The organism is Bacillus sp. NPDC077027 (assembly GCF_050269555.1).
Lineage (GTDB): Bacteria > Bacillota > Bacilli > Bacillales > Bacillaceae > Bacillus.
In genome coordinates this window covers 112,981-129,275 of the sequence record NZ_JBNNIO010000003.1, presented here as the reverse complement: position 1 = coordinate 129,275, position 16,295 = coordinate 112,981, and the positions used below count along the sequence as shown (strand labels likewise).

Annotated in this window: 21 protein-coding genes; 10 read left to right on the top strand and 11 right to left on the bottom strand. The window is 37.7% G+C overall.

Features of this window, described 5'->3' with window-relative positions; translation table 11 throughout:
- Positions 1–28 precede the first annotated feature (28 nt).
- Both ACQKEZ_RS11090 and ACQKEZ_RS11085 read right to left on the bottom strand, forming a co-directional pair.
- Entirely contained in the window at positions 29–1,246 is a 1,218-nt protein-coding gene (locus ACQKEZ_RS11090; protein WP_427300778.1) for an ABC transporter permease, read from the bottom strand.
- Positions 1,239–1,979 carry an ABC transporter ATP-binding protein gene (locus ACQKEZ_RS11085; protein ID WP_427300776.1) on the bottom strand — a complete coding sequence of 247 codons (741 nt, stop codon included), beginning with the start codon at positions 1,977–1,979 and terminating at the stop codon, positions 1,239–1,241. Before ACQKEZ_RS11085 ends, ACQKEZ_RS11090 begins: the two co-directional genes overlap by 8 nt.
- A gap of 486 nt (positions 1,980–2,465) precedes the next feature.
- Between ACQKEZ_RS11085 and ACQKEZ_RS11080 the strand changes: the two genes are divergently transcribed.
- The 3 genes from ACQKEZ_RS11080 (at position 2,466) to ACQKEZ_RS11070 (ending at position 4,814) form a co-directional block, all read left to right on the top strand.
- Positions 2,466–2,894 carry an HIT family protein gene (locus tag ACQKEZ_RS11080; protein ID WP_427300774.1) on the top strand — a complete coding sequence of 143 codons (429 nt, stop codon included), beginning with the start codon at positions 2,466–2,468 and terminating at the stop codon, positions 2,892–2,894.
- Positions 2,895–3,087: 193 nt separating this feature from the next.
- Positions 3,088–4,167 (top strand): 3-phosphoserine/phosphohydroxythreonine transaminase, encoded by a 1,080-nt coding sequence (gene serC, locus ACQKEZ_RS11075; protein WP_427300772.1) that lies wholly within the window; start codon positions 3,088–3,090, stop codon positions 4,165–4,167.
- A 128-nt stretch (positions 4,168–4,295) separates the two neighbouring features.
- On the top strand, positions 4,296–4,814 hold the full coding sequence (locus ACQKEZ_RS11070) for a tryptophan transporter (RefSeq protein ID WP_427300771.1): 519 nt from the start codon (positions 4,296–4,298) through the stop codon (positions 4,812–4,814).
- A 46-nt stretch (positions 4,815–4,860) separates the two neighbouring features.
- Here the strand turns inward: ACQKEZ_RS11070 and ACQKEZ_RS11065 are convergent, their stop codons facing one another.
- A complete protein-coding gene (locus tag ACQKEZ_RS11065) occupies positions 4,861–5,052 on the bottom strand; it encodes a hypothetical protein (RefSeq protein ID WP_427300770.1) in 192 nt (63 codons plus the stop codon).
- A 129-nt stretch (positions 5,053–5,181) separates the two neighbouring features.
- On the opposite strand from ACQKEZ_RS11065, the gene ACQKEZ_RS11060 reads away from it, so the two are divergent.
- On the top strand, positions 5,182–5,538 hold the full coding sequence (locus ACQKEZ_RS11060) for a YtxH domain-containing protein (RefSeq protein WP_427300769.1): 357 nt from the start codon (positions 5,182–5,184) through the stop codon (positions 5,536–5,538).
- A gap of 176 nt (positions 5,539–5,714) precedes the next feature.
- A complete protein-coding gene (locus ACQKEZ_RS11055) occupies positions 5,715–6,335 on the top strand; it encodes an HTH-type transcriptional regulator Hpr (protein WP_427300767.1) in 621 nt (206 codons plus the stop codon).
- Here the strand turns inward: ACQKEZ_RS11055 and ACQKEZ_RS11050 are convergent.
- Positions 6,313–6,657, bottom strand: coding sequence for a YhaI family protein (locus ACQKEZ_RS11050; RefSeq protein ID WP_427300765.1), 345 nt, complete (start codon positions 6,655–6,657; stop codon positions 6,313–6,315). The genes ACQKEZ_RS11055 and ACQKEZ_RS11050 overlap by 23 nt on opposite strands.
- 229 nt (positions 6,658–6,886) lie before the next feature.
- Between ACQKEZ_RS11050 and ACQKEZ_RS11045 the strand changes: the two genes are divergently transcribed.
- Both ACQKEZ_RS11045 and ACQKEZ_RS11040 read left to right on the top strand, forming a co-directional pair.
- Complete coding sequence (locus ACQKEZ_RS11045) at positions 6,887–7,402, top strand: DUF3267 domain-containing protein (protein WP_427300763.1); 516 nt, start codon at positions 6,887–6,889, stop codon at positions 7,400–7,402.
- Between the two features lie 87 nt (positions 7,403–7,489).
- The gene (locus ACQKEZ_RS11040) at positions 7,490–7,672 is read left to right on the top strand and encodes a hypothetical protein (RefSeq protein ID WP_427301901.1); all 183 of its coding nucleotides are present in this window, start codon (positions 7,490–7,492) and stop codon (positions 7,670–7,672) included.
- Positions 7,673–7,722: 50 nt separating this feature from the next.
- Here ACQKEZ_RS11040 and ACQKEZ_RS11035 read toward each other — a convergent pair whose 3' ends face one another.
- The gene (locus ACQKEZ_RS11035; protein WP_034647786.1) at positions 7,723–7,812 is read right to left on the bottom strand and encodes a YjcZ family sporulation protein; all 90 of its coding nucleotides are present in this window, start codon (positions 7,810–7,812) and stop codon (positions 7,723–7,725) included.
- A gap of 146 nt (positions 7,813–7,958) precedes the next feature.
- Entirely contained in the window at positions 7,959–8,045 is an 87-nt protein-coding gene (locus ACQKEZ_RS11030; RefSeq protein WP_008361129.1) for a YjcZ family sporulation protein, read from the bottom strand.
- Positions 8,046–8,201: 156 nt separating this feature from the next.
- Between ACQKEZ_RS11030 and ACQKEZ_RS11025 the strand changes: the two genes are divergently transcribed.
- Entirely contained in the window at positions 8,202–9,077 is an 876-nt protein-coding gene (locus tag ACQKEZ_RS11025) for a peptidylprolyl isomerase (protein WP_427300761.1), read from the top strand.
- A gap of 105 nt (positions 9,078–9,182) precedes the next feature.
- Here ACQKEZ_RS11025 and ACQKEZ_RS11020 read toward each other — a convergent pair whose 3' ends face one another.
- From ACQKEZ_RS11020 to ACQKEZ_RS11005, 4 genes are all read right to left on the bottom strand, one after another.
- On the bottom strand, positions 9,183–9,410 hold the full coding sequence (locus tag ACQKEZ_RS11020; RefSeq protein ID WP_427301899.1) for a sporulation YhaL family protein: 228 nt from the start codon (positions 9,408–9,410) through the stop codon (positions 9,183–9,185).
- A 123-nt stretch (positions 9,411–9,533) separates the two neighbouring features.
- A complete protein-coding gene (yhaM, locus tag ACQKEZ_RS11015) occupies positions 9,534–10,478 on the bottom strand; it encodes a 3'-5' exoribonuclease YhaM (protein ID WP_427300759.1) in 945 nt (314 codons plus the stop codon).
- A 67-nt stretch (positions 10,479–10,545) separates the two neighbouring features.
- Entirely contained in the window at positions 10,546–13,341 is a 2,796-nt protein-coding gene (locus tag ACQKEZ_RS11010; protein ID WP_427300758.1) for an AAA family ATPase, read from the bottom strand.
- 16 nt (positions 13,342–13,357) lie between these two features.
- Positions 13,358–14,572 carry a metallophosphoesterase family protein gene (locus tag ACQKEZ_RS11005; RefSeq protein ID WP_427300756.1) on the bottom strand — a complete coding sequence of 405 codons (1,215 nt, stop codon included), beginning with the start codon at positions 14,570–14,572 and terminating at the stop codon, positions 13,358–13,360.
- Between the two features lie 181 nt (positions 14,573–14,753).
- Here ACQKEZ_RS11005 and ACQKEZ_RS11000 point away from each other — a divergent pair, with 181 nt between their 5' ends.
- Positions 14,754–14,942 (top strand): YhzD family protein, encoded by a 189-nt coding sequence (locus ACQKEZ_RS11000; protein ID WP_427300754.1) that lies wholly within the window; start codon positions 14,754–14,756, stop codon positions 14,940–14,942.
- 34 nt (positions 14,943–14,976) lie between these two features.
- On the opposite strand, the gene ACQKEZ_RS10995 is transcribed toward ACQKEZ_RS11000, so the two are convergent.
- The gene (locus ACQKEZ_RS10995) at positions 14,977–15,750 is read right to left on the bottom strand and encodes an enoyl-CoA hydratase (RefSeq protein WP_427300752.1); all 774 of its coding nucleotides are present in this window, start codon (positions 15,748–15,750) and stop codon (positions 14,977–14,979) included.
- Positions 15,751–15,930: 180 nt separating this feature from the next.
- Here ACQKEZ_RS10995 and ACQKEZ_RS10990 point away from each other — a divergent pair, with 180 nt between their 5' ends.
- Entirely contained in the window at positions 15,931–16,257 is a 327-nt protein-coding gene (locus ACQKEZ_RS10990; RefSeq protein WP_427300750.1) for a potassium:proton antiporter, read from the top strand.
- Positions 16,258–16,295: the final 38 nt, after the last annotated feature.

The window sequence follows — 16,295 nt, the reverse complement described above, 5'->3', positions numbered from 1 at the left end:
TACGAATATGCATTTGGCTGAGTGCATATTAACGCAACTTTTTTAATCTTCCTTGTACGTATGGCTTGAAAAGCACAAACACAAAGAAGAAAGAGACTGCGAGTGCAAGGGCACTATTTGTGATTCCTCCTGCTGGGAGCAAAGTCAGGCTAAGCAGGACGGCCTGAATGATGAGAACATTTCGAACAAGAACAAAAAAGCTAAGGTTCTTTTCCTTTTGAGGCACAGGATAAAGCTCCTGCAAGGAAAGATGTGCAAAGTGTTTGGTTAACGGAACAAGCTGTACCCCTGTTATAAATACTGTGAAAAGAACCAGTACCGAACCAATCCAGCCTGTCACGCCGGTGTATAGGACAATCAATGCGAAAACAATGGTTAATCTGATGACAAGTCCAAAATAATCATTCGAGCGAATAAATGCTCTTGTATACATGTAAGAAAATGTTTTTCGCTGATCATATGGAACAAATTGCAATAGCCAATCCATATACACGCGCCTTTTCACTTGTTTTTTTAAGTGCGGGACATCAGTAAATAAATTAGCAAGTCGATAAAAACGCTGTTTACGCTTTAATTCATCTGATATATGAAGCTCCCATTGAAACGGCTGCTTTTTCACCACAGAAGTTAAATAAATCAGGTATACCGCATACAAAATATAGATGACAATAGCGTAGATGTAATCTGCATGTAAAACGGTATAAACAAGGACTGTATTCACGATAAATCTCACGCAGACATCAAACCATCTCGCATGTTTGCCTTGAAAATAAGTCACTCTCCACTGAATCGCTAGGTTTAATCCTTTCAAAATCAACAATTGGAATAAGATAAATAAATAAACCGAAATATCTCCTACAGATACAGCCGAGTAAAGCGGTAAAGCAATAATGGCTACGGCAATAAGTGGAAACAGTTGAGATACATAACTAAAACGGAAGGCTTGTTTAACATATGGCTCCATCTTTACCTCTAGTGGCAATAAAAATACAAGGTCTGCTTCCTTAATGAGTGTACGAACATAAGAGCTCGTCAAGACAAAAGAAAAAACGATGGCCATCACCCAAAATGCCGGAAAACCGGTTGGAATGGCTTTGAGCCATTTGCTGTACCAACTTGCACCACCTGCTAAAAAGAAAATAAGAACAAGCACAAGATGGTCGTTGAACATGTATTTTAAATATTTTCTCGTTTCTTGAATATGTTCTTCTAATCGAGATTTCCAAATAGATAACGTATTACTCATAATTTTCTTCCTTTGTCAGCTCTAAATACAAATCATCAAGGGTTGCATCCCTCATGCCAAATTGTTCCCTTAGCTCAGCCAGTGTGCCCTTTGCTCTTATTTCTCCTTCATGCAAAATAATGAATGAGTCACAATATCGTTCTGCCGTCGCTAAAATGTGCGTAGACATGAGGACACTTGATCCCTTTTTCTTCGCTGCATTCATGCGTTCAAGAAGGGCATTAATGGCCAGTGGATCAAGACCCAAAAATGGCTCATCAATAATATATAATTCTGGCTCTACTAAAAACGCACACATAATCATGACCTTCTGCTTCATTCCCTTTGAGAAATGGGCAGGAAACCATTTAAGTCGCTTCTCCATTCTAAATTCCTTTAATAAAGAGGGTAATCGTTCCTCTAATGTTTCCTTTGATAAGCCATATGCCATTGCCGTCAGCTCTAAATGCTCTTTTAAAGTTAATTCTTCATACAACACAGGCGTTTCAGGAATAAACGTAAATTGTGAACGATATGCTTCTTGATCTTCTTGGAGTGTTTGACCATTTAGTTGAATTTCACCTTTATGTGGTTTCATTAAACCAATGATATGGCGGATCGTTGTACTTTTTCCCGCTCCATTTAAACCAATAAGGCCGACAATTTGATTTCTTTCTAATTCAAATGAAATATTTTTTAGTACCGGGTTCTTTGTATATCCACCCGTTAGACCTTTAACTGTTAGAAGGGACATTTGTTCGTTCCTTTCTTTCTTTTTTCCTTTATAGTATCAAAAACGAATGGTAATTTGAAATGATTACCTGTAAGAGATAGGTGAATACAATCCACAGAGAAGGGCATCCTAATGGTTGTAGAAGGATGTAGCTGATCACCAATACGTAAATGAGGTGTTTGTTAAAGGCACAGAACCGCATGACAAGTTGGTTTTTCATCAGAAACCTACGCTTAGTTTTTCGCTTCACTGATTATTGATTTTTGTGTCGTATACATATGTATACGACAAACCAAAACGTCAAATGAGGTGTTTACGGCAGAAACTTTAGGCACATGATTATTTTATTTCCACAAATAAAGTAATCAAAAGGCATAGACGATTGAAAAATATCAGCAAACCTTCTACATTAGCAGGATGAGCGACTTTTCAGAGTTCGCTTGTCCTGTTTTCTTTTTTGGCACTTTTTATGATACGATAATGAAAAAGATATAGGAGTGAAATAGTGTGAGCGACTGCATATTTTGCAAAATTATCGATGGAGAGATTCCATGTGCAAAAGTTTACGAAGACGAGCATGTCCTTGCTTTTCTTGATATTAGTCAAGTGACAAAAGGTCATACCCTTGTCATTCCGAAAGTACATAAAGAAAACATTTATGAAATGACACCTGATGTATCAAAGCATTACTTTGAAGCAATCCCGAAGATTTCGAGAGCCATTAAACATGAATTTGAACCGATTGGCTTGAATCTGCTTAACAATAACGGTGAAAAAGCGGGACAATCTGTTTTCCATTATCATATGCATATCATCCCTCGCTACGGGAAAGGCGACGGCTTTGGCGCTGTGTGGAAATCACATCAAAATGAGTACTCCTCAGAGGATTTGAAAGACATCTCTTCAGCTATTAGCGAACGACTTGCCTCATCATGATGATGAGGTTTTTTCAATTTAAACATGAAGAAAATCATCGCTGACGCAGTCAAAAAAAAAGCATTTCACTTCCTTCTATCAGAAAAATTGAGATTTTTATGACGATTCAATTTTTTCATGCCATTCATTCAAATTTGTGATAGGATGGTTTTATCTTTTGATACATTAACGCGAGAAATAGGGAGAGATAGTGATGAAGCGAACAACGAACTTTAATGCTGGACCTGCGGCATTGCCGCTTGAAGTGCTCCAAAAAGCACAAGAAGAACTTGTTGATTTTAAGGGCACTGGAATGTCTGTCATGGAGCTTTCTCACCGTAGCGGTGAATATGAAGAAGTACATGACAAAGCCAAAGCGCTTTTAATTGAGCTAATGAATATTCCAGAGGATTATGAAATTCTCTTCCTTCAAGGTGGAGCAAGTCTTCAGTTTGCCATGATTCCAATGAACTTCTTACATGAAGGTGAGACAGCACACTTTATTCAAACAGGTGCTTGGTCTGAAAAAGCATTATCAGAAGCAACATTGTTTGGTAACACGTCTATTTTGGCATCAAGTAAAGAAGACAATTACACCTACATCCCTGATGTTGATGCATCTACCTTAAAAGATGGTGCTTATTTGCACATTACATCCAACAATACGATTTTCGGCACACAGTGGAAAACTTTCCCGAACACGTCTTTACCACTGATTGCTGACATGTCCAGCGACATTCTAAGCAAAAAAATCGACGTCTCTTCATTTGACTTCATTTATGCAGGGGCACAAAAGAACTTAGGTCCTTCAGGAATTACCATCGTGATCGCACGCAAAAGTTTACTTGAAAAAGAAAAAAGTGACACACCGAAAATCTTAACATATTCAACACATGTGAAAACAAATTCTCTTTACAATACACCTCCAACATTTGCAATTTACATGCTGTCTCTTGTACTTGAGCATGTGAAGAAAATGGGCGGGGTAGAAGCTGCTGAAGAACGCAATGAGAAAAAAGCAGCGTTATTATACGATACAATTGACCAAAGCGCTGGATTCTACAAAGGACATGCACGAAAAGATAGCCGCTCTCATATGAATGTTACATTCACACTTCGTGATGACTCTTTAACAAAATCGTTTGTTGCACAAGCAAAACAAGAAAACATGGTTGGTTTGAGCGGACACCGTTCAGTCGGTGGATGCAGAGCATCTATTTATAACGCTGTATCCCTCGAAAACTGCCAAAAGCTTGCTGACTTCATGAAAAAATTCCAGCAGGAAAATGAGTAAAAAGACTTTTCTAATATGAAATGAATTTGTTATAATAATGAGATATATAGATAAACGACTCTTGCAATAAATGATCAGACATATTATTGGAGAGTCTATACTAGAGCTTAGCAGAGGAGAGCATAGAAATGAAAACAAAAGAATTAGTTATTATGGCATTACTTGCAGCAATGGGAGCCGTTCTGCATACCATCTTTCCGCCGATCTTTTTCGGTATGAAACCTGATATGATGCTGGTTATGATGTTTTTAAGCATTATATTATTCCCTAAGGTACAGCATGTGATCGTCATTGCCCTTGTAACTGGAGCCATTTCTGCCTTAACGACAGGATTTCCAGGTGGGCAAATCCCAAATATGATCGACAAACCGGTCACAGCATTCATTTTCTTAGCACTTTTCTTATCTTGCCAAAAGATTAAAAATAAAGTTGTTCTCTCGGCTGTGTTGACAGCCATTGGAACAATCGTATCTGGCGTGATTTTTCTTTCAGCCGCTTTAGTGATTACTGGATTACCAGTAGCATTTCCTGCACTACTTGCAGGGGTTGTCTTACCTGCTACTGTCATTAATACAATTGCCATGCTATTTGTATTCCCGATTGCCCAATCGATCTTAAAGCGTGCAAGAATAATTGAAATTGCCTAACCTTCGAACCTCTTCATTTTTGATGAAGAGGTTTTTTTATCTGTTCCTATATGAGAAAAGCAGTGAGTAGCAGAATGGTTAAAGTAACCCCCGCACCTGCTGCACAAACAAGCGCTTTTTGCCTTAAAACATGTTTCGGTGGATATGATGCCGCATAGCCAAGTTGCCTTAAATAATGGATAGAGCCTCCAGCGAATATAACTCCTATACAGGTAAATACAAACAGAACGACAGACAACCTTCTCCCCTCCCTTTTCTTCAAAAGTATGCTAAAATAAAGCAAGCTATGTATGGAAGTTCATTCAAGCTGACAACGTGATGAATGAGAACCATGTGAAAACGCAAAATTTGACTAGAGGTGATGACAATGGCTAGTGGACGTTCTTTACTTACAGGATTATTCGTAGGCGGTATTGTTGGAACTGTAACAATACTACTCACAACACCTTCATCTGGAAAAGACCTGCGCGGAAAAGTGAAAAATAGTTATGACAAATTAGAAGATACGTTAACGAAATTAAAAAATGATGGTCAAGCTTTAATAGACCAAATTATTGAAAGTGCAAAAGATAGTGCAGATGTCATTAAAGAGGTTAGCTCTGAACTACAAACATCTATTAAACAGTGGCGTGAAGAGATTAAACCTCATCAGCAAGATCTGCAAAAAGAAATCCAAGAAATTGAAGAAAAATTGAAACAATTGGAGAAAACCTTACAAAACTAATATACTCACAAAGAAATATTCGTTTAAAAAAGTGTGCGGGATGCGTATTCCGCACTTTTTTTGTAATCAAAGACCTGTTTTTCAAGACTTTTTAAAAATCTTGAATTTTCAGCTTTATTAATCTTTATTTTATTGGCATAATAGAATTACAAGAAAAAGAGAAGTAGGTGAAATGGATGAATCATTCGGAACAGCCTTTCGATGTAAAAGAAGCACTTTTATTCAGTCAAAGAATGGCACAATTGAGCAAAGCTCTTTGGAAATCCATTGAAAAAGACTGGCAGCAGTGGATCAAACCGTATAACCTAAATATCAATGAACATCATATTTTGTGGATTGCATATCAGTTAAAAGGAGCTTCAATATCAGAAATTGCGAAGTTTGGCGTCATGCATGTATCAACAGCGTTTAATTTCTCCAAGAAATTGGAGGAACGAGGATTTTTAAAATTTTCCAAAAAATTAAATGATAAACGCAATACGTATATTGAGCTAACGCCAAAGGGCGAAGAGACATTCCATAAACTACTTGAAGACTTTGACCCGGCAAGAACTGGCATCGTTAAAGGTGCACAACCATTACATGACATTTACGGAAAGTTCCCTGAAATTTTAGAAATGATGTGTATTATCCGAAACGTATATGGTGGAGACTTCATGGAGATTTTTGAGAAATCGTTTTCAAACATCGAGAAGGACTTTTTAAATGAACGCGGAAAAATCACAAAAAAACCCGAAGAACTTGAGGACTCAAGCGAAGCAGAAGAAAAAGCGGCTAAAACAAATCAAATTGTTTAATGATCTTTATAAATTCATTCATTAATGGCCCATAAAGACCTTGATCATGAAGAGCAAAAATAGTTTCATGAACATCAAGCTTCTCAATGAGTTGTCCTGCAAAAAGCGCAAGGAGATCGTCAAACATGACATAGCCTTGTGCTTTTTGCTTGTCCATTTCTTCTGTAAGCTCAGCACAAATACGCGCGATAACCTCCGCTTCATCTTTTGTCACACGTTGCCTGATCAGCAGCGCATAGTACGGATAACGGCTCATATCTGTCGTTTCAAGTAAAAGCTCCATTTGATATTCGAGCTGCCTCATTCGTTCCTCAATACTCATGTACGTTCCCTCTTTCTCTTGGTTCTTCTATTTTAGCCCAAAATGCTCATTGAAGATAGAGACGAACCTCCTCATCCCTTCAATTTCTTGAAAAATACAAAGTTTCCTCTCTATTTCTATCTCCTACACATCAATTTATTTTTTTTTATAAAAACCATTGATTTTTCTTCGTAGGAGGAGTAAATTATCTTGAGATATTCAATTAGAATGAAGATTGGAAGGATGAAAAATGAATTGTTGGAAGACCATTAATCTAGAAAAGGATTATGGTTACACTAGAATGATCATTTCAGCAATATGTCTTACTGTACTCTTTTTTATATTGGCTTTTTTATGTTTTCAATTGACTCATCCTGACACGAAGCTAAGCAGTCACAACGCTCCATTATTTGTTATGCTCATGTTTGCTACACTGCTTGCTCATCGGGTCATTCACATCATTCCAGTCATGAAAAAAAATAAAAAAATTGATTTCGTAAAACTAAGATGCTGGCAACGTGTACCAAAAAATATGATGCTCATCTCACTTCTGAGCCCGTTTTGTTTATTATCACCCGTCTATTTTGGCTTAGGAATTGCATTGCCCATGTATGCTCATTATTTCATCATGATCGCAAGTATTCATGCAGGCTATTGTTTGCCTGACTTTTTATTTGCTTGGAAACTACTGAAAGCACCTAGAGCATGTGTGATCGACCAAGCCCAAGACGAATTTGATATTTTAATTGACCAAACACCTTCATAATCATGTTTTTAAATCCAACTTCTATCTTTTTCATAGAAAATTTGGTAATGTAGTATGGAATAGCATAGAGAGGGGGGATCTCCGATAATTTTATTTTACTTTATCGTATTTGCCGCGTTTATTGTCTATTCAATAAACAGGCTTACTAATACATTATGCCTTGTCAGAGAGATTCCTGAAGAAAGGCAAGATAAGGTGTTTCGCTTTATCAATGTATCGATTTTAATTTTACTCATATCGTCTTTTGTTGAAATTACAATTGCCGTTTAAGGCACAAAGCAAAAGCTGCCCAGTATGGCAGCTTTTTGTTTTCATTTATATTAGTAAATCCAAGATGCACCGATGATGATCAATAAGATGAATAACACGACGACTAGTGCAAAACCGCCAGCAAATACTTCTCCACCCATGTAAAAACACCTCCTGCTACTTCTACTCCCGTTCTAACCTCAGTGTATGCAGAGAAAACAAAAACGTTTAGGCACCTGTCATCGTTTTAAAAAAGAACCGTCCCCTCTAAGCAGGACGGCTCCCTTTTTTTTGTAACAGCGATTAATTAATAAAGATATGCTGCACCAACGATGATCAGCAAAATGAATAGCACGACCAATAAAGCAAATCCATTAGAATATCCTGCTCCCATATATTTCAGCCTCCTTTTTGTGATCACTATATGTGTATGTTGCCTGAAAATTTTTGACTAGACGAATGCCCTTCCATTTGCATTTCTTTTTACAGCGTGTCACAATATGTTATGATACAAGTTAAATAAATTGGAAAGATTAGGAGTGTTTCTTGAATGAAAAAAATGGCTTTAGCAGCTGTCACAGCTGTAAGTGTTTTAACTCTCGGAGCTTGCAGTAGCGGTGATAAAGAAGTAATAGCAACAACTAAATCAGGAGATGTCACAAAAGGAGAACTATATACAACATTGAAAAAACAAGCTGGTGGAGATGCTTTAAACCTACTTGTTCAACAAAAAGTCCTTGCTGACAAATATAAAGTATCAGATAAAGAAATCGATAAAAAAATGGATGAATACAAAAAATCACTTGGAGAAGATAGATTAAAACAACTTCAAGATGAATTCGGAAAAGACTATATCAGAGATCAAGTCAAATATGAACTACTTACACAAAAGGCTGCCAAAGCAAATATCAAAGTAACTGATAAAGACGTAAAAGCTTACTACGATGATCTAAAAGGAAAAATTCGTGCTAGCCACATTTTAGTTGCTGATAAAAAGACAGCAGAAGAAGTTGAAAAGAAATTGGATAAAGGTGACAAGTGGGATGACCTTGTCACAGAATATTCAACTGATACAGCATCAGCAGCTCAAGGTGGAGATGTAGGTTGGTTTGCGAAAGAAGGTCAAATGGATGAGAACTTCAGTAAAGCTGCATTTAAACTAAAAGTAAATGAAATCAGTAGCCCTGTTAAATCTCAATTTGGTTACCACATCATCAAAAAGACAGAAGAACGTGGAAAATACGATGACATGAAAGCAGACTTGAAAAAAGAACTCATTGAGCAAAAACAAGCTGATACAACTGAAGTCCAAACAGTATTAAACAAGCTTGTGAAAGAAGCCGATGTCAAAGTAAAAGATAAAGAACTTAAAGATACGTTCAAAGAGAAATCAGAAAGCACAACACCAACAGACACAAATCAATAATCATGACGAAAACACCTTTACAACATGTAGAGGTGTTTTTTTAGCTGTGATCCTCATGAATAGAAAAAGAGAAATAGCCAGCGCACCAGCTACTGGCTGTTTCTCTTATGCAATCGAATGATCCTCACTAGCTGTCTCATGGACTTGTAATGCTTTTTCGTTTGCTCGCCTGCGTTCCTTTTCTTGCTCCATACGCTCGATAAAAATTTCTCCCTCTTTTTCGATAAAGGATTGATCAATCGCCTGTTCTTCTTTTGCCGTTGTCATTAGCTTATAAGCACTGAAGATAATCCCGATGATACACAAATACACCCACCATGGAAAAAATAGCATCAAGTAGTCGCCTCCCTTGTTTTGTCTATATCATCCACTATCATTTGTCATACTATGCTTATGCAATATAGAGACAAGTTATGCAAAAAAACGCCCCACCATAACGGCGGGACGTTTCCTACATTAGCGATGAAATGTTGGTTTGTAAAACGAACGGTTTTCAAGTGCAAAAATCCGCTCTGTATATTCTCCTGGTTTTACATGTTCAAGTGCTCGGTCCATCATATTCATTTTAGCATCAAGGTTATCAATGTAATGAAGGATTTCAGCCTCTTTCACCATTGGCGGTTTAGGACTGCCCCACTCACCTTTTCCATGATGACTAAGCACCAAATGTTGAAGAATTAAGATTTCTTCTGCTTCAATGCCTAGCTCTTCCGCTGCTTTAGAAATCTCAGTCACCATAATCGAAATATGCCCGATTAAATTTCCTTCGACTGTATATGAAGTAGATACAGGACCAGAAAGTTCTTTTACTTTTCCTAAGTCATGTAGAATAATGCCAGCATATAATAGATCGCGATCCAATGATGGATACAAATCAACAACGGACTTAGCGAGATGGAGCATGGAAACAACGTGATACGCAAGGCCAGACACAAATTCATGATGATTTTTAGTTGCCGCTGGATAATCGGCAAACTCTGTTCCGTATTTTTTTAATAAATGCCTTGTCACTCGTTGAATGTTTGGATTCTTCATATCAAATATATATTGCATAATCGTATCCATCATGTCATGTTTTGGAATAGGAGCTGTCTCAAGGAAGTCATCAATACGAATTTGTTCATTTTCAGCAACAGGGCGAATGTTTCTAAGCTTTAGCTGATTTCTTCCACGGTAATGATGGATATCACCAACAACCTTCACAATTGTTTGTGGTGCATATGTTTGTTCATCATTTTGCTTCGCATCCCACAGCTTCGCCTCAATGTCTCCGCTTTGATCCTGAAGAATTAAAGTTAAGAATGGTTTACCGTTACTTGCAATGCCCTTTGTAGATGATTTAATTAATAAGTGCATGTCAACTTGTTCGCCGACATCATAGGTCATAATCCTTTTAGCCATTCAATAAAAGCTCCTTCCATGTTTCTGCTTCATTTCAGTATAACATAAGTCATTATTTGTAAAATATTCAAACCGTTAAACTCGTAATCTGCTCTTTTAAAGTAGTTTGTTTCATCGACTCGTGACAGGTGAAATAAAATAGTTGTGTTTCAGATTTGGTCAACTCGCTGATTAGGCCCATTACTCGTTTGAGCCGACGGTGATCAAAATGGACAAAGCTGTCATCCATCATAAATGGCAAATGACATTCATTTTGATGTGACAAGGCTAACGAAAATCGTATGGACAGATAAAGCTGTTCACATGTCGCTTGTGACAACTCCTCCGCACGAAAGGACTGATCATCACACCTTTCCACGATTAAACGATCATCTTCTTTTGAGAAATAAATAGCTGTGTAGCGGTCATCAGTCAATGGTTTTAAAAAGCTGGAGGCGGTCTTTAAGAGAGCTGGTAATCTCGTTTCTTTGTGCTCACTTAACTTAGAATGGATAACAGTACGTACAAGCTGAATAGCTGCCCATTTCTTCGTCAGATGTCTAACACGTTCCTGATCTACGCCAAGCTGATGTGTTAAATCAGATACTGTTCCTGAAGCCTCAAGCTGCCTGATTTCAACAGACAGCTCCGCAAGTTCCTCCTGTTTCTTCTCAACATCTTCATGAATGTCCTTTAAGCGCTCTTTTGCCCGAACATTTTTTTGTTTTAGCTGTTCAATTCCATTTGATAAAAGAGATTCATCAATCAAGCAGTCACTTCGATTCAATTCTCCATTTACTTGTTGCAATTGATGGAGCTGAACACGATATTCCTTTGACAATTGAGATAGTTTTAAGAAATCTTCTTTTGAATCGGCTTGAACATGGGCAAATAGCTGATTCATTTCTCTTTCATAATACTGTGCTTCCCCTTCCAGCTCTGCTAATTGTTCTTTCGTATGCTGAATTGAGACATTCAATTCTTGGCACGTCTTCTGCCGATTGTTTTCATCATTCAATAGCTGCTGAAAGTGTGAAATAACTGGTGATATTTCTTTTGCATCCATCTGTAGGTGATGAAGTAAAGCAGTCACCCTTTCCAGATAGAGATTCTTTTTTTTCTCCATATCTACTATTTCTTCTTTTATCTGTTGATATGTAACAGTGTCCTTTTTGAGCTTCTTTAACAATTGAAATGCCTCGTCTAAGTATGAAAGTTCCGTCTGTAGCCCTAACTCCATTCTCATTTGCTCTAGCTTCTGCTGAGTCGGTTCTAGTTCTTTTTCCCACTCTTCGTACTGACGTATGATCTTTTCATAGAAAAGTTCTTTTTGCTTCACAAGCATCTGTGAAGAACTGAACTGTCTTCTCAGCTCTTCTGATCCTTCAGAGACATCATTTGCCCTCGTTTGCACAAGTTTAACAGATTGGTAAACAATAAATAACACGAGAAAAGAAAAACCTGTGAATAAGACGGTTAACCACCACTGCTGTAGGAACAATAAGACAAGCAGAATTGCGATATCTAATGCAAACACTACCTGAAACATCCACTTTTGATATACACTGTGCTTCCTACCTTTTCTACTTCCTTTTGCTGTTCTTACTCCCGATTGTCCTTCTTCAAGATAAGGTATCATTTGCTCTTTCAGACCACTCAACATGGCTTCGGCTTCTTCAAGCTCATGGCGGGCATGATCAAATCGTTCATCGAGCTGAACCTTCTTATCTAGTAACCTGAGATATTGTCCTACAGCTTGTTTTAGTTCCCACTCAAAATCAAGTGAATCATCCAATTCTACACTATCTCGATGATCACCAAGCTTCAATTTCAAAAAAACAGCTTCTATCTTTTCCGCCATTGGATCTGCTTGCAAGCTCAATACTGATAATCTTTTTTCTGTTTGTTCAAAGTCTGGATAAGCTTCAATCAATCTTCTCATTTCTACAAAAATATTTTCATCATATAATGGTTTCAATTTATCGAAGGATGTTTGCAAATGCTGTAATTTTTGTTTTAATGCGGTCAATTGCGCTTTTTGCGGATGTACATGTGATTCTAATTTATCAAGCTCATATACCGTCTCTTGTTTAAATTGTTTGACTCGCCCAGTGTACGCTGCCAGTTCTTTTTTTAGATTCACTTTTTGTTGCATGAGTGGATACAAACGAATCTGCTCCGTCACCTTGTCAATCTTTGCTTCTACATGCGCTGCTTCTTCCTGAAGATCTTTCACCTGCTCAATTAATTTTACTTGCTCATCCCATTTTTCGGTATAACGTCCTTCTTTTGTTTTTGCCTGTTTCAAATTTGTTGCAATGTCTTTTAGGCGATCTAGCTCTTGATTTAGTTCGGGCTTTCTCCCATTCGGTTTAAATAATGCCTCTTGCTGCTTTAATAAACGACTATCCATTTTAGAGGCAGCATCTGAGCCAAACAGGCTTGAAAAAAGCAAAAACTCACCTATTTGATCTTGATTTAACTCATGTGCATTTTGCAAGCCAAATACATCAAATGAATATATCGATTGATACAGCCTTCGATCAGTCCCTTTTAATACTGTGTGAAGATAGGATTCATCCTTTATCTCACCATCTGCTAAAATAACTTTTGCCTTTCCATTATTTTCAGCCGTCCGCTCTATTTTTAACACACCTTCTTGGTGGTCAACGAATGTCAATGATCCTCCATAAAACGCAGAGTTTTTCGGCTTATAAACGCTATTTTTAGGGAAGCCAAATAGCATCGCTTCGATAAATGCTTTTAATGTCGTTTTCCCTGATTCATTTAATCCGTAAACTAGCTGAAAATCAGCATCAGAAAAATGAAAGGTTCGATTAGAAAATTTCCCGAAATGAGCAATGTGCAGTGAAATAATTTTCATGAAACCTCTCCTTTTCTTACAACTGCCTTAGCTGTTCATTTAATAGTCTTTGCGCTTCTTCTTGGATGTCCTTTTCATCTTCTTTTGTTAAGATTGGACCCGCTTTCCTAAATATCGGATGACGCCTCACTGGCTCAAGCAATTGATCATACTCGTTAAATTGTTCAATTTCTTTCGTGAGCTCTTTTAAAAAGGAATCATCTGGTAATATGACCTGTGTATTTGTAAGGTTCTCTAGGGCTGTCACCCAAACAAAACACTCCTCTTCTTCCTCCTGTTCGCGAAATACAGTTAGGAGCTCTTCCATGACATCGAGGGATGCTTCCTCAAAGTATGCAGGTGCATCGCCGTTCAAGTTCACCCTCACGCAGTATGCAAGATTGTTTTGCTTGAGCTCATCTATTTTTGCATCAATGAGGGACACAAGCTGTGTTATATGTTTAGTATCGGATACATCAATGTACAGCGTATCAAAGATCACATCTGAGCAAGGAATAAATGCAATCTCTGATTCATCCTTTTTTAACTGCACAAGGTAACAGCCTTTCTCACCAGTCTCTTTTACATGCCTTGATTGTGTATTTCCAGGATACACAATCAAAGGATCGTGGTGTATAATCTGGCGTTTATGTATGTGTCCGAGCGCCCAATAATCAACATCTTTTTGAAGAAGCTGATGCACCTGAAATGGCGAGTAATCATCATGCCCTTCAATGCCAGATAGTGTGCCATGAAGCATTGCAATGTGAAATAAAGCATCTGTCGTTTTCTCATAATGAAGCGCCATATTTTCAGTGACAGCCCTTTGCTCATAGCTAAACCCATAAATGCTTGCTGCATGAACACCATCCTTGTAAAAGGAGCGTTCACTTGGCATACCACCTGGAAACACATACACATTCTCAGGCCATTCGACTTTCGTCCATTCACCGCCCAAATGATCATGGTTTCCATAACTCAGAAATACTTTCACTCCGTGTTGCTGTAGCTTGAGAAATTGATTTCTTAAAAAAAACTGTGCCTTCAAGCTTCGATTTGCCTCATCAAATACATCTCCGCTTAATAAAACAAAGTCAACCTGCTTCTCAATTGCTAGAGCAAATATTTTTTTTGCACTTTGAAACGTACTTTCTTTTAAACGTTTAAAGATTTGACTCGGCACATGGGACATGCCGACGAACGGGCTATCTAAATGAAGATCAGCAGCATGAATAAAATTTAGCTTAGTCAACCGTATATCTCCTTGTACTTTTCTTTGTTGTCCATATTTTATCATGCCATTTTTACGAATGCACGTTCTATCTCTTTATTTTAGAAAACTACATTTTGGAACGATTTTTCTCTAAAAAGAAGGTTTTGATAAAGAAATTGCCTAATACATGAGGATAGGAACGAGGAAGGGGAATAAATTCATGGCAAATACGTATTTTTTAACAGTGTTTGATTCATCAGGCAACACCTTGATGAACGATAAAGTGCTTGCTGAAAATGATGACAAGGCGAAAGAAATTGGACTGGATTTGCTAAAAGAACATCACTATGAAAAGCACTCTCATCGACTTGTCAATGACGCTGGGAAGCTCATTTTATTTGAACGATAAAAAGCCGGCTCCGACCGGCTCTTTGGGTTCATTTTTAGGATCTCTGGAAAATGGGCTGTCTTTTTTCAATAAATGCCTGAATTCCTTCATGATGATCCTTACTTTGTCTGAGCCTCCCCTGTGCATCACGTTCATGACGCAAAATCGCTTGTAGCTGAGCCTCGGTTTGCTGATAGTAGAGCATTTTTGTTTCTAAAAAAGCGTGTATAGGCATTTGTAAAAATGGTTTGATACATTCTTCTTGATAGGCTTCTGTCTCTTGTTCAAATACCCCATCTGCTAGTTGTAACTCGAGTGCTTCTTTAGCGGATACCTTTCTCCCGCTCCAAATAAGTTGCTTTGCAACCTGTTCGCTTACTCTTTTTGTGAGGAAAAAGTGACCACCACCATCGGGAATTAGACCAATCCCATTAAAATTCATCGCCAGCTTTGCATCCTTATGCAAAAACAAATAGTCACAGCTTAGCGCAAAACTAAAAGCGAGACCTGCTGCTGCACCATGTACAAGAGAGATGGTCAATTTTTTCATCCCTGCAAGTTTAAGTGTAATCCCCTCTATTAAATCCATCACTCTATGAAAATCCTCTTCGCTTTGTTGCCTAAGCATCATCCCAATATCTCCGCCAGCTGAGAAGCCCTTTCCGTTTCCTCGTAAAATGACGATGGTCGCAGCACTGTCAGACGCCAATTCGCATGCCTCTCTAAACTCAGCAAACATCTCCTCATGAAAGGCATTGTACGCATCAGATCTGTTCAATACGATCTCAAATACGTACCCTTTTTCCCTAATTTGTATATACTTCATCATCCATCCCCCTCTATTATGCGAGTTAATGACTACTTCCCTCTTTAATGACCTGATTCCTTGTCTCCTGACAATAAAAATTTCAAGATCAGTTGATACTAAAAAAGCATAAATGTTGAAACAAGAAATATATTTTTATATAGTAAATGAAGAAATATAAAATATTTGAAAGGAGGAGGATTTTTGACAAGATGGTTCATTGGCTTGTTGATTAGTTTCATCGTCATGTTTTCTCCCTTTTCAAATGTCGTTTTTGCTTCTCAGGCTGAAACGATTATGACGAATATGATCTCTCTATCGACTTACGATGAAGAGATTGACTCTGTCAAAACACCTCCATTTCCAAAGCAATACACCTCTTCAATTTTGCAAAACTACGGATTATCTTTTATCGCCTCTAAGGCTATCTCATTACAAGCCGATCAATCAAAGGCGTTATCCAACGATCTTTGCTTTTTGGAAATGAAGTGTGCGATCCCAATAAAATACCAATCTAATTACCTCGACTAATTCATTTTATTCCGCTTTTACATCCGGATACACAATAA